Source organism: Sphaerisporangium sp. NPDC005288, from assembly GCF_040607475.1.
GTDB classification, from domain to species: Bacteria; Actinomycetota; Actinomycetes; order Streptosporangiales; family Streptosporangiaceae; genus Sphaerisporangium; species Sphaerisporangium rhizosphaerae.
Genome location: NZ_JBEXGT010000020.1, coordinates 55,099 through 67,602, shown reverse-complemented (window position 1 = coordinate 67,602; position 12,504 = coordinate 55,099). Strand labels below are relative to the sequence as shown.

Sequence of the window (12,504 nt, the reverse complement as noted above, 5' to 3'; positions counted from 1 at the left end):
ATTGTGATCCACTGGGCCACGGCCAGCGGGTTCACCAGTGCGCCGCTCCGCGGAAGGACGTCGGAGAAGGACGGTATCCGAGGCGCTCGCGGGCCGCGGTGATGTCCAGCGTGCGCTCCACGGCGAGATGGCCGGCGGCGTACCGGGTGAGGCGCGGCGGGTCCGGGCGTCCCAGCACGCGGAAGGCGGTCTCGGCGGCGGCCGCCAGAGGCCGGGCGACGGCGGCGGGCAGGTACGCCGGGCGCGCCGTGACGCCCCGCTCTCGCAGGAACCACCGCAGGGCGTCGTCCAGCACGACCGGCTCGGCGTCGGTCACGTTGAACACCCCCGCCGCCACCGGACCGGCGGCGGCGAGCACGCACGCCTGGGCCAGGTTCTCCACCGAGGTCAGGCTGATGCGCTGATGTCCGTCCCCGACGGCCCACAGACGGCCGCCCCGGACCGCGCCGAGCAGCCGGGGCAGCAGCGTGCGGTCGCCGGGGCCGTAGACGGCGTGCGGCCGCAGCACCACCGCCGAGTCCCGCACCAGCCGCTCGGCCAGCGCCTTGGAGGCGCCGTAGGCGTTGACGTGCCGCGCGGCCCGGCACTCGTCCTCGCGCGCCATCACGGTCGGCCGGAACGGGTCGTACACGCTGGCGGTGCTGACGTGGACGAACCGGGCGCCGGGGAAGGCCCGCAGGACCCGCAGCGTGCCCCGGGCGTTCACCTCGAAGAACTCCCGGGCCGGGCCCCAGTCGGTCACGCTGCCCGCGCAGTGCACCACCGCGTCCACCTCGGGCAGCTCATCGGGCGGCGCCCCGGTGATGTCCCACGAACGGTACGGCGCCATGGTGCCCGTGGACGGCGGTGACACGGCCGCTCCCCGGTGACCGCCCGGCACCGCGCCCGTCATCCTCATGGGCACGTGGGAGCGGCGGCCGAAGGCGTGGACCTCCCATCCCGCCGCCGTCGCGGCCCTGCACACCGCCCCGCCCACGAATCCCGACGCCCCGGTGACCGCCATCCTCATCGACCGCCGCCGGTGTGTCTCGCGACCGCCGCGCGCAGGCGGGCGCGGTCGAGCTTGTCCGTCCGGCCCGCGCGGGGGAAGTCGGGCAGTACCTCCACCCGGTCGGGCAGCGCCCCGGCGTCCACCCGGTCCGGAAGGGCACGGCGCAGCGCCGCCGCGTCGAAGCCCTCGTCGGGGCGGACGGCGAGCACGACCTCCTCGTCACCGGTCTCGGGGTCGGCGACGCCCACGATGGCCGCCTCCGCCACGCCGGGCAGCGCGGCCAGCGCCGGCTCGTACAGGCCCGGGTAGATGTTCACCCCGTTCCGCAGGATCATGTCCTTCTTGCGGCCGAGCAGGATGAGCCGGCCCTGTTCGTCGAGGCGGGCCAGGTCTCCGGTGGCCACCTCTCGCAGCGGCGGTTCACCGAGGTACCCGCGGGCGAGCTGCGGTCCTGAGATGTACAGTTCCCCGTCGGCGGCGATCCGCGCGGCGACGCCGGGGAGCGGCGCGCCCAGCAGGTCGCCCTCCCGGCAGGCCAGTTTCTCCTCGGCGGAGACGATCGCGATGGGCAGGGCCTCGGTCATCGCGTACACCGACCAGATCTGGGCGCGCGGGGCCGCGGCGCGGGCGCGGCGCAGTACGGCGGGCGGGGAGGGGGCCGTGCCGAGCAGCAGACAGCGCAGGGTGCCGGGAAGCCGGTCGTCCTCCCGCAGGATGCGGTCCAGCCGCACCGGGACGCAGAAGGCGTGGGTGGCGCCCCGCTCGGCCAGCTCGCGGGCGAACGGCCGTGCGCCGGGCAGCGACCAGGTGGCGCCGGCCATGAGGGCGGGCAGGCCCAGCATGAGCTGGTCGGTGTGCACGACGTCGCCGGGGGCCAGCGGGACCGCCGAGCCGAACGACGCGGACCCTTCGGCGAGCGACCCCCGGGTATGGACGACGCCGCGCGGCCGTCCCGTCGTGCCCGAGGTGAACGCCACCACGGCCGGCTGGTCCGGCCGCGCGGCCGGACCGTCGCGGCCGGGAGGGCCCGGGTCCTCGAACGGGCCGGCTCCCTCCAGCGGCGCAGGGTGAGGCGAAGAGGCGCGGTACACGGCGCGCAGTGGTATGGCGTCGCGGGGGACGCCGGGGAGCCACGGGCCGGCGTACAGATGGCGCACCGGACGGCCAGGGGCGGGGTCGCGCAGGTGCGGCAGCGACAGCCCGCGATGACGGGCCAGAGCACGCAGGGGCCCGCTCAGCGTGTATGCCACCGAGTCGGCGACCACCCATGCCGGCACGGCGGTGGCCAGCCGCGCGGCGGCCACGTCGGGGGCGAGGCCGGGGTCGGCGAGGACCAACATCCCTCCGGCCGCCACCGCGCCGAGGGCGAGCGCCACGGCATCGGGGCCCGGACGCGCCGCGAAGAGCACCCCGTCGCCCGGCCGGAGCCCGGTCATGGCCCCCGCGACGGCGAGGACCCGGCGCCGGAGTTCGCCGTACGTCAGCGTCGCGCCACGCCCGTCGATGACCGCGACACCGCCGGGAGCGCGCCGGGCGGTCTCGAGGACGCCGGTGACAACGTCGTTCACGCGGGCACCCGCCTCGTCGGGAGGTCGCCGGCGGGGCCGGTGTCACCGGGATGGTGTCCGTGCGAAGTCGCCGCCGTCCGAAGGTCGTTCACGCGGGCACCGCCCTTATCCACAGATGCCGGTAGGTGGGGATGAGCACGCCGCGCGCCGCGCGGCGGCCGCTCACCCGGACATCGTGCGCCAGGACGGCGCCGGCGATCGCGCGGATCTCGGCCAGCGCCAGCGGGTAGCCGATGCAGAAGTGCGGGCCGGCCCCGAACCACAGGCGGCGCAGCTCCGGCGGGTGCGTCCGCGCAGGGTCGAACGGGCCGTAGGCGCGCGCGCAGTTGTGGGTCACGATGAGCACGCGGTCGCCCGGCCGCACCGGCACCCGCCCGACGCGGGCGGGGGCGGCGACCGAGCGCAGCATCACCGGCGTCGGGGTGGTGACCCGCATCGCCTCCTCGATCGCCCGGTCCAGCTCCAGCGGCCCGGCCGGCCGGGACCGCGCGTCGTGCAGCAGCGCGACGAGCCGGGGGACGAACGTCGCCACCGTCTCGGTGCCGGTGAGGAAGAACGCGCCCGCCGCGCCGCGCGCCTCGGCCGCGGACAGGCCGAGGGACCGCATGCGGCCCATGACCGTCGTCTCCTCGCCCCGCTCGTAGGCCGCCGCGGCGATGTCGCCGACGCGGTCCAGCACCCCGCGGGCGAGCGCGACCTGCCGCGCGGACAGCCGGCGCGAGCGCAGCGACACCATGGACACGATGCGCTCGCCGTCGGCGTACATGGCCCGCGCGTCGCCGGGGGAGACCTCGCCCATGCCGATCAGCCGGCAGATCACCGCGCCCGCCATCAGCCGCGTCTCCGCCACCAGGTCCACCGCCTCGCCGCGCGCCAGCCGCTCCGACAGCCCGGCGAGCGGCGCCCGGAGCACCTGGTCCACCAGCGAGGCGACCTGGGCGGGGGTGAACAGCGGCGCCAGCTTGCGGCGCAGCGCGGCGTGCGCCTCGCCTTCCATGTTGAGCAGCACGGACGGGCCGAGCACCGGCGTCCACAGGTCGCCGGGAGAGCCGGGGCCGTCCTTGCGGAAGCGTTCGTCCATCAGCACGGCGCGGGCGGTCGCGGCGTCGTTGACCACGACGCCGAGGCCGGGAAGCCGCACCACCGGGCCGAGCCGGGCGAGCAGCCGCATCAGCGGGTAGGCGAACGGATGGGCGGCCAGGTGGAGGCGGGTCTCGTGGGAGGCGCCGTCCGGCGCCCACCGGCGCGGGCGGGCGCTCGCCGTGGCGCTCATCGGACGTCGACGACGTCGGGACGGTAGTGGTGGTCGGCGTACCAGGCCAGCGTGCCCGCCAGGCCGTAGGCGCGCAGGCGGCGCACCGAGCCGTACACGACCACGTCCCGCCGCGAGGCGTACGCGCCGGTCACCTTGCGCACCCGGTTGACCAGCGCGCGGTCCTCGTGCACCTCCTCGATCGCCGTGCGGGGGAAGCCGCCCGACCGCTCGTAGAGCGAGGCGGTGATGGCCAGCGTGGCGCCGGGCATCATGACGTAGGGCCCGAGGTAGGCGGCGTCGCGGTTGCCGGGACGCAGGCGGCCGAACGCGGCGGCGACGCCGACCACGAACGGGATGAGGCGCCGCTCCCACAGCTTGAGCGGGAACTCGTCGGTGCGGGGGCGCAGCTTGCCGCCGACCATCTCGAGCCCCTCGCCGAAGGCCCGCCTGATCGCCCGCACCCAGTCGCGGCGCGGCACGCAGTCGGCGTCGGTCCTGGCCAGGTGGGTGGCTCCCTGGGCGATGGCGTGCCGCACGCCGGTGTCGGAGGCGGCGCCGGTGCCCTTGCGGGACTCCTGGACGACCCGGATGGCCATCGAAGACGTGGCGGCATAGGACTTCACCACCTCAGCGGTGCCGTCGGTGCTCATGTTGTCGACCACGAGCACGGTGAAGGCGGGATCGTCCTGCGCCTCGAGCGCGCGCAGGGTGGCCTCGATGCCCGTGGCCTCGTTGTACGCGGGGATGACCACCCACAGGTCCATGGCGCCGGCCGTCACAGGTCCGCGAACAGGACGCCGAGGCTGACGCCGCCGCCGAGACCGAGCAGCGCGACGCGGTCGCCGGGCCGGGCGCCGGCCGCGCAGAGCTGGAGCGGCAGGGTGGCCGAGGCGCAGTTCCCGTGCTCGGGCAGCGTCACCGCCAGGCGGTCCTCGGGGATGCCCAGCGCCTGGGTGAGCACCGCCAGGTAGGGCAGGGCGACCTGGTGCACGGCCACCAGGGAGAAGTCCTCCCAGGTGAGCCCGGTGCGCTTGAGCGCGTCCAGGAAGATGTCCGGTCCGACCAGCTCGAACGCCTCCTTCAGCCGCCGTCCGTCGCCGCGGAAGTAGGAGTACTCGGGGTCGCGCGGGTGGGCCGAGCCGCCGCCGGGCAGCGTGCCGATCGCCCATGCCCTGGAGTCGGCGGAGAAGTCGCGGTAGAAGATGCCGCGGTCGGCGTCCGCGGTGACCAGCACCGCCGCTCCGGCGTCCGACAGCGTGTATCCCGCGAAGGCGTCCACGAACTGCGCCCGCCCCTCGACCCGCCAGCGGACCGCGCGGGAGGGCATCTCGCCCGTGCAGACCAGCACCTTGCGATGCGCCCCCGTGCGGATCAGCGCCTCGGCGACCTGAAGCCCGTTCAGCAGGCTGTTGCAGGCGTTCTTGACGTCGAACACCGGGCACGACAGCCCGAGCTTCGCCGCCACGATGTGCGCGGTCGCCGGCTCCACCATGTCCTGCGAGGCCGAGGCGAAGATCAGCAGGTCGGCGTCGCGGTGGTCCAGCAGGCGCGCGGCGGCCACGGCCAGGTCGGAGGCCTGCTGGTCGTCGGACGCCACGTGCCGGCGCACGACGCCGGTCATCCGCTCGATGACGCCGCGGTGCGGAGCGTACCCCTGGATCCGCGCCTCCACCTCATCACTGGTCATGGTGTGCTCGGGCAGATGCGTCGCGACGCCCGATATCCGGGCCTTCATCGCGCCCCTTAGTGTCATCGAATGACCCCCGTTGTCGGCAATCTACCGAACTTGGACGCATCAGCGGCGCGGCCGGTGCGCGCGGCTCAGGTCGCGGGGATGAGCCCGGTGCTCACGGCGGCGATGACCAGGACGCCGACGGCGACGCGGTAGACGATGAACGGCGTGAAGCGGTGGGTGCTGATGTACCGCATGAGCCAGGCGATCACGGCGTAGCCGACGACGAAGGACACCACGGTGGCCACGATCGTCGGCCCCCATTTCGGCGCCCGGCCCTCCCCGATCTTGAACAGCTCCAGGACGCCCGACATGAGCACGGCCGGGATCGCGAGCAGGAAGGAGTACTCGGCGGCCTCCTCGCGGCGGTAGCCGAGCAGCAGGCCGGCGCCCGTCGTGCCGCCGGACCGCGAGACGCCCGGGATGAGGGCCAGAGCCTGGGCCAGGCCGTAGGTCAGGGCATGCGGCAGGTTGAGGTCCTTGTCCAGGATCAGCTCGTTGCGCGCCATGCGGTCGGCGACCGCGAGCAGCAGGCCGAAGACGATCAGGCACCCGCCCACCAGGCGCAGGTCGCGCAGCGTGGTCTCGATCGTGTCCTGGAACGCCAGGCCGAGCACGCCGATCGGGACGCTGCCCGCGATCACGTACCAGCCCATGCGCGCCGGCGGTTCCTGCCGCAGCGCGGGCGTCCACAGGGACCGCGTCCAGGTGGAGATGATCTCCCAGATGCGCGCGCGGAAGTAGATGAGCACGGCCGTCTCGGTGCCGAGCTGGATCACCGCGGTGAAGGCGGCGCCCGGGTCGTGCCAGCCGAAGAACGCCGACACCACCCTGATGTGCGCGCTGGAGGAGATGGGCAGGAACTCCGTCAGCCCTTGCACCAGACCCAGCACGAGCGCCTCGAACCAGCCGATCAATGCACAACACCTTCCGGGGGAGGGCGGCCGGAAGCGGAGGACCGGCGGCCACGCGTGGCGGGGGTCTCGCGCGGCGCCGCCCGCCTCTCGCGGTCATCCGGCGATCGTCGGCGGACCGCGCTTCAGGCGAGGCTAGCGGACTCGGGGGTCGCGGTGACCGGCCGGACGGCGGGCCCGTCAGAGGGGGGAAGAGAACGGGCCAGCTCACGGGCCAGGTCGGTCATGCCGCACGCGCGGACGCCGTCGACCATCATGCGCAGGTCGCCGGCGACCCGGGTGGAGCGCACCTCCGCCGCCAGCGCGACCGCGCGCCTGGCCTGCTCGGCGCCGGCGTCGCGGTCGCCCTCGCGGACGCGCAGCACCGCCAGGCGGATGAGGCAGCGCAGCCCGGTGCGCGTGCGGCTCTCCCCGAGCCGGCCGAGCGCCGCCGTCAGGTGGTCGCGCGCCCGCGCGTCCTCGCCGAGCTGGAACAGCGCGAGGCCGAGCGCGCTGTCGTGGTGGCCTGGGGCGACGGTGATGTGGTGCGCCCAGTCGGGCGCGAGCGCCGGTTCGGCGCGGCCCAGGGCCTCCTCGGCGAGCCCGATGTGGCGCAGCCCGGCGGCCCGGTCGCCGGCGGTGGCGCAGTGGCGGGCGGCGACGGCGTGGAGGTTGGCCCGCTCTGCACTGGAGATGCGCTCGTCGCCGAGCGCGAGGCGGAGGATCTCGACGCCGTCGCGGGGGCTGCCGAGGTCGGTGAGGGTGACCGACAGGTCGAGCATCGTGTGCGCCCGCAGGTCGCGGTCGGCGCCGCGGGCCGCGGAGTCGAGGGCGAAGGTGAGGATGCGCGCCGCCCGCTCGGCCCTGCCCTGGTCGTAGGTGGCCCAGCCCAGACGGTCGGCCAGCAGCCCGACGGCGGAGGAGAGCCGTTCTCGCGTGGGCTCGGCCATGGGGCGGTCGTGCAGCTTCACCGCCCATTCGAGCGTGCCGCGGGCCATCGCGATCGCCGCGTCGCCTCCGCGGGCGAGATCCATGCGCATGTAGAGGTCGGCGGCGGCCTCGACGGCGTGCACCTCGGGTAAGCCGACCCTGGTCGGCAGGTCGCCGGCCAGGCCGTCGAGGAGGCGCGTCACCGGCTCGCCGGCGGCGACTCCCATGGACGCCGCGGCGATGACTGAGAGTAAGCCCCTGCGCTTCATGTCATCGACGGTACCCTTTTCAGGCGCACCGCTATCGGAGTCAAGAAGTGCGGCAAGGGCGGTGGCCGCGGGCCCGAGAGCGGTCTGGTAGTGCAGGACGAGCGAGGGGGTCACCTCGCGGTCCCCGCGCTCCACCCGGCTCAGGTGACCTGCGGAAACGCCCGTTCTGGCCGCGAGCTGCCCCAGGCTGAGGCCGGCGTCGCGGCGGGCCGCGCGCAGATCGGCACCGACGATCATGGCCACTCCAGCTGTTGCGGCAACGCCGTGCGGCATCACGGAAACGGTGACACCGCGTCATCGAACCCTCACACTGACCGTAGCGCGGATGTCACTCGCGCAGACCGATGACGCCGTAAATGGCAGGCCGATATGCGTGCATGGTGTGCCTTGAGCGGATTTGATGGGCAAGCGAGGTGCACTCAAGTGCGACAGCTCAGCACCCTTCCCGCCCGCCGGCCGTCCTTACCCGGACGCCCGCACGAGGGGGCGAGGTGAGCCGCCCGCCGGCGGACGCGCCCGGGTGGATCGTGTTCCGCTCGGACGCCGGCCGCTTCTGGGCGACCCGCCTCCGGTTCGACGACGCGATCGAGGCGGCGGGGGTGTGGCGGACCGTCGACGCCGACGACGCCGCCACCCTCGCCGCGCTCATCGCCGAGCAGGAACGCCGCGTCCGCAGGGACCCCTGAACCGCGGCGCGCCGTTCCCCTGCTCGTCTTCAGAGCGCGGCGCGCCGCTCACGCGGTCGTCCTCCCGGCGGTGGCGCGCCCCTTCCTCTCGCGGGCCGCGGCGCGACAGTCAGACGTCGACGCGGGCCGCGGCGCGGCCGTCAGACGTCGACGCGGGCCTCGGGACGGTCCGGCAGCTCCCAGTGGGTGTGGTACACCCCGTCGCGGTCGGTCCTGCGGTAAGTGTGGGCGCCGAAGAAGTCCCGCTGCGCCTGGATCAGCGCCGCCGGCAGCCGGTCGGCGCGCAGCCCGTCGTAGTAGGCCAGGGAGCTGGCGAAACCGGGAGCGGGGATGCCGTTCTTGGTCGCGGTGACGGCGACGTCGCGCCAGGCGTCCTGGGCGGCGCCGACCTCGGCGGCGAACCGCGCGTCGGTCAGCAGGGTGGGGGTGCCCGGGTCGGCCTCGTAGGCCTCGCGGATGCGGTCGAGGAACTTGGCCCGGATGATGCAGCCGCCCCGCCAGATGGTGGCCATCGCGCCGAGGTCGATGTTCCACCCGTACTCGGCGCTGCCCGCCTGGATCTCGTTGAAGCCCTGCGCGTAGGCCACGACCTTCGAGGAGTACAGGGCCTGCTCGACGGCGTCGGCGAAGGAGTGGTCCAGCCCGCCGCCGGAGGGGCCGGCGAGCTCGCGCGCGGCGCCCCGCATGTCGACGTGGCCGGACAGCGACCGGGCGAAGACCGCCTCGGCGATGCCGGTGACCGGGACGCCGAGGTCGAGGGCCGCCTGCACGGTCCACCGGCCGGTGCCCTTCTGCTCGGCCTGGTCGAGCACCACGTCCACGTAGGGCCTGCCGGTGGCCCGGTCCACGTGGGAGAGCACGTCGGCGGTGATCTCGATGAGGTAGGACCCGAGCCGGCCCTCGTTCCAGGTGCGGAAGGTCTCGGCGATCTCGCCGGGCGACATCCCCGACGCCCTGCGCAGCAGGTCGTAGGCCTCGGCGATGAGCTGCATGTCGGCGTACTCGATGCCGTTGTGCACCATCTTCACGAAGTGCCCGGCGCCGTCCGGCCCGACGTAGGTGCAGCACGGGACGCCGTCGACCTTGGCCGCGATGTCCTCCAGAATCGGGCCCAGCGACTCGTAGGCCTCGGGCGACCCGCCCGGCATGATGCTCGGGCCTTCCAGGGCCCCCTGCTCGCCGCCGGAGATGCCGACGCCGACGAAGTGGATCCCCCGGTCGCGGAGCGCGTTCTCCCGCCGCCGGGTGTCGGCGAAGTGGGCGTTGCCGCCGTCGATCAGGATGTCGCCGGGTTCGAGCAGCGGCGCGTACTCCTCGATCACCGCGTCCGTCGAGGCGCCGGCCTGAACCATGATCACCATCTTGCGCGGCCGGGCCAGTGAGGCGACGAACGCCTCGGGCGTCTCCGCGGGGATGAACTCTCCCTCGTGGCCGAACTCGTCCATCAGCGCCTTGGTCTTGGTGCTCGTCCGGTTGTGGACGGCGACCGTGTACCCGTGGCGGGCGAAGTTGCGGGCGAGATTGCGGCCCATGACCCCTAGCCCTGTCACACCGATGACCGCTTGCTGTGCCATGTCCGATCACTCTCCTTCTGATCCGGCAATACGCCGTGCGTGCCCACCCGGTTCGATGGAGTGAGGGAACCCCCACGCTGGGCCATCTAGGTAACCCGGGCATCGGCCGGATCAATTCCGGAGAAGTCGTCCTATCGGGCTGTCCTCCAGGTGGCTGAGGAGATCATGGCAGTCCTTGTAGACGGCTTCGGCCCCGGCCTCCACCAGGGAGGCGGTGTCGATGCCCCCGGAGCGCAGGCCCGCGCAGGTCACCTTGGCCGAGCGGGCGGCCAGCATGTCCCAGACGGAGTCGCCCAGCATGACGGCGTCCTGCGGGCGCAGGCCGGCCTTCTCCAGTGCCTGCCGCACGGGTTCGGGATGGGGTTTGGACTTGTCGACGTCGTCCGCGTGGACCATCTCGGAGACCGCGTCCTGCGCGCCGGTCACGGCGATCAGCCGCTCGGCCTGGTCCTTGGGCGCGCTGGTCGCCACCACGACGATCAGGCCGCGCGCGGCGACCGCCTTGAGCAGCTCGCCCGCCCCCGGCACCGGCCGCACCTCGTCCATGCGCGGCTTGTAGAGCCTGGAGTGCGTCGCCGAGATCGCCTCGGCCTCCTCCGAGGTCGCCCCGGGCAGCAGATAGTCGATGAGCGCCTGGTCGGCCCGCCCGATGGCCCCGTGGACGTCCACCATCAGGATGTCATGGCCCTGCCGCCGGAAGCCCTCCCACCAGGCCACCACGTGCAGGTAGTTCGTGTCGACCAGCGTTCCGTCGATGTCGAAGATGACTCCGCGTCGCATCCTTCACCGTCCCTGTGTGACGCCGGGCACTCGCCCGCCCCCGTGCCGTTCGGGCTCCCCATGGCGGACCCGGCCCGCCGTGCCGGATCTCGCCGCATGGATCGCGGAGAGTGGCACATGCCCGTTCCCGTACCCCGGACGGCGCGGATCCAACTAGCCGGCGGCGCGGTGGCGCGCGGCCCGCGGGGTGCCGGGTGCCGGAGCAGGAGTCCTGCCGGGCGCCGGGTGCCGGAGCAGGAGTCCTGCGGGCGGCCGGGACGGCAGTTCCCGGGGTCAGGTGTCGGAGCAGGAGTCCTGCGTCGCGTCGATGCCCTTGAGGTCGTCCTCGGAGGTCGCGATCGGCTTGAGGCCCTTCCAGTCGGCGCCGATGACCAGCACGAGCCGCGCCGTCTTCACATCGGTGACCGGCAGGTTGCGCGAGAGCACGAGGTCGCCGGCGAGCGTAGGCACCCGGGTCTGCCCGTCGGCCGCGTATCTGATCGTCGTCTTGGCGTAGGGCTTCTTCTTCAGGTCGCCGACCTTCACGACGCTGTAGCCCCGCTGCTCCAGCGCCGCGGCGACCTGCGCGCCGAGGCCGCTGCGGTAGGTGCCGTTCTGCACCGAGATCTGGATCTTGGACTTCGGGATCTTGGTGGTCTGGCGGCCGGTCTTGACGTTCGAGCCCTTGATCTTGGTGTCGGTCGCCACCAGCCGGAAGAGCTGCCTGGCCTGCGGCTGGACCCACTCGACCCGGCCGGGCTGGGTGAGGGAGTAGCGCCACGGCGTCGTCACGAAGCGGATGTCGCCGGCCGCGAGTCCCTGGGCGCTGGTCGCCAGGTCCTTCATGACGCCGACGGTGAGCTGGGGGTCGGTGGTGACGGACTTGGTGGCCGCGTCCAGGAAGTGGAACAGGCGGGCGGGGTCGGTGAGGGTGGCGCCGCTCATCGCCTTCTTGATCATCGAGGCGATGAACATCTGCTGCCGCTGGATGCGGCCGATGTCGGACCCGTCGCCCAGGCTGTAGCGGGCGCGCACGTAGCCGAGCGCCTCCTCACCCTTGACGAGCTGGCGGCCGGCCTGCAGGTGCAGCATGGCCTTGACGTCGTTGATCGGCTTGGGCACGCAGATCTCGACGCCGCCGAGCGCGTTGACCATGCTCTTGAACCCGGTGAAGTCGACCTTGGCGAAGTGGTCGATGTGGATGCCGGTGAGCGATTCGATGGTCTTCCAGGTGCAGCCGATGCCGCCGAAGTTGAACGACTCGTTGATCATCCCGACGTGCGGGCGCTGGCCGGTCAGGCCGTTCTTGGGCGCACAGGCCGGCAGTTGCACCAGCGAGTCGCGCGGGAAGCTGATGAGCAGCGCGTTGCCCCGGTCGGGCGAGATGTGTGCGAGGATGATCGTGTCGGTGCGCTCGCCGACTTCCCTGTGGCCGTACTTGACGTTCGCGCCCGCGCGGGTGTCCGAGCCGACGATCAGGATGTTCAGCGCCTTGCTCACCTTCGCGGGGCGGGTGCCGAGATCCTTGGCGTCGACGTTCACGTGCTTGATGTTGCCGCTCAGCTTGGTGTAGGCGCCGACCAGCGTCCCGCCCGCCGCGAGCGACACGCCCGCGACCGCCGCGACCAGGCACCACAGCCACGGTTTCCACAGCCCCTTGGCGCCACCCCGGGTCCCGCCCAGAGGCGGCTCCACGGGATGGGTAGGGCGCACATCGACAAGCCCGCCGTTCATTGTCCCCACGGAATGGCCAGGGCTGGTGGCCTCTGGCCACACGCCGACTACAGGCGCCGGATCCACCCGCCCGGCAAGCCGCGAGCCAGTCTAGCCATGGCCGTCATCTTTGT

At 73.4% G+C, this 12,504-nt stretch carries 11 protein-coding genes; 1 reads left to right on the top strand and 10 read right to left on the bottom strand.

Going from position 1 to position 12,504, the window contains the following annotated elements:
* Positions 1–31: 31 nt before the first annotated feature.
* The 7 genes from ABZU32_RS20070 to ABZU32_RS20040 all read right to left on the bottom strand — a co-directional run bounded on the left by ABZU32_RS20070 (position 32) and on the right by ABZU32_RS20040 (position 7,875).
* Positions 32–1,009: an NAD-dependent epimerase/dehydratase family protein gene (locus tag ABZU32_RS20070; RefSeq protein ID WP_354924135.1), complete on the bottom strand. Its 978-nt coding sequence runs from the start codon at positions 1,007–1,009 to the stop codon at positions 32–34.
* Complete coding sequence (locus ABZU32_RS20065; protein ID WP_354924133.1) at positions 1,006–2,559, bottom strand: class I adenylate-forming enzyme family protein; 1,554 nt, start codon at positions 2,557–2,559, stop codon at positions 1,006–1,008. Before ABZU32_RS20065 ends, ABZU32_RS20070 begins: the two co-directional genes overlap by 4 nt.
* Positions 2,560–2,647: 88 nt before the next feature.
* Positions 2,648–3,832: a cytochrome P450 gene (locus ABZU32_RS20060; RefSeq protein ID WP_354924131.1), complete on the bottom strand. Its 1,185-nt coding sequence runs from the start codon at positions 3,830–3,832 to the stop codon at positions 2,648–2,650.
* On the bottom strand, positions 3,829–4,593 hold the full coding sequence (locus tag ABZU32_RS20055) for a glycosyltransferase (protein WP_354924129.1): 765 nt from the start codon (positions 4,591–4,593) through the stop codon (positions 3,829–3,831). The genes ABZU32_RS20060 and ABZU32_RS20055 overlap by 4 nt, the downstream gene beginning before the upstream one ends.
* Complete coding sequence (locus ABZU32_RS20050; RefSeq protein WP_354924127.1) at positions 4,590–5,549, bottom strand: ketoacyl-ACP synthase III; 960 nt, start codon at positions 5,547–5,549, stop codon at positions 4,590–4,592. Before ABZU32_RS20050 ends, ABZU32_RS20055 begins: the two co-directional genes overlap by 4 nt.
* 86 nt (positions 5,550–5,635) lie before the next feature.
* The gene (locus tag ABZU32_RS20045; protein ID WP_354924125.1) at positions 5,636–6,463 is read right to left on the bottom strand and encodes an undecaprenyl-diphosphate phosphatase; all 828 of its coding nucleotides are present in this window, start codon (positions 6,461–6,463) and stop codon (positions 5,636–5,638) included.
* 122 nt (positions 6,464–6,585) lie between these two features.
* Positions 6,586–7,875 carry a helix-turn-helix transcriptional regulator gene (locus tag ABZU32_RS20040; protein ID WP_354924123.1) on the bottom strand — a complete coding sequence of 430 codons (1,290 nt, stop codon included), beginning with the start codon at positions 7,873–7,875 and terminating at the stop codon, positions 6,586–6,588.
* A gap of 254 nt (positions 7,876–8,129) precedes the next feature.
* Here ABZU32_RS20040 and ABZU32_RS20035 point away from each other — a divergent pair, with 254 nt between their 5' ends.
* Entirely contained in the window at positions 8,130–8,324 is a 195-nt protein-coding gene (locus tag ABZU32_RS20035) for a hypothetical protein (RefSeq protein ID WP_354924121.1), read from the top strand.
* Positions 8,325–8,464: 140 nt separating this feature from the next.
* Here the strand turns inward: ABZU32_RS20035 and gndA are convergent, their stop codons facing one another.
* The 3 genes from gndA to ABZU32_RS20020 form a co-directional block, all read right to left on the bottom strand.
* On the bottom strand, positions 8,465–9,898 hold the full coding sequence (gene gndA, locus ABZU32_RS20030; RefSeq protein ID WP_354851548.1) for an NADP-dependent phosphogluconate dehydrogenase: 1,434 nt from the start codon (positions 9,896–9,898) through the stop codon (positions 8,465–8,467).
* Between the two features lie 111 nt (positions 9,899–10,009).
* Entirely contained in the window at positions 10,010–10,678 is a 669-nt protein-coding gene (locus tag ABZU32_RS20025; RefSeq protein ID WP_354851545.1) for an HAD family hydrolase, read from the bottom strand.
* A gap of 273 nt (positions 10,679–10,951) precedes the next feature.
* Positions 10,952–12,391: an LCP family protein gene (locus tag ABZU32_RS20020; protein WP_354924119.1), complete on the bottom strand. Its 1,440-nt coding sequence runs from the start codon at positions 12,389–12,391 to the stop codon at positions 10,952–10,954.
* Positions 12,392–12,504: the final 113 nt, after the last annotated feature.

What these genes read in the sequence shown, in the direction of transcription:
- ABZU32_RS20020 (WP_354924119.1), bottom strand. Translation starts at nt 12,391, where the DNA reads ATGAACGGCGGGCTTGTCGATGTGCGCCCTACCCATCCCGTGGAGCCG.
- ABZU32_RS20025 (WP_354851545.1), bottom strand. Translation starts at nt 10,678, where the DNA reads ATGCGACGCGGAGTCATCTTCGACATCGACGGAACGCTGGTCGACACG.
- gndA (WP_354851548.1), bottom strand. Translation starts at nt 9,898, where the DNA reads ATGGCACAGCAAGCGGTCATCGGTGTGACAGGGCTAGGGGTCATGGGC.
- ABZU32_RS20070 (WP_354924135.1), bottom strand. Translation starts at nt 1,009, where the DNA reads ATGAGGATGGCGGTCACCGGGGCGTCGGGATTCGTGGGCGGGGCGGTG.
- ABZU32_RS20060 (WP_354924131.1), bottom strand. Translation starts at nt 3,832, where the DNA reads ATGAGCGCCACGGCGAGCGCCCGCCCGCGCCGGTGGGCGCCGGACGGC.
- ABZU32_RS20040 (WP_354924123.1), bottom strand. Translation starts at nt 7,875, where the DNA reads ATGATCGTCGGTGCCGATCTGCGCGCGGCCCGCCGCGACGCCGGCCTC.
- ABZU32_RS20050 (WP_354924127.1), bottom strand. Translation starts at nt 5,549, where the DNA reads ATGAAGGCCCGGATATCGGGCGTCGCGACGCATCTGCCCGAGCACACC.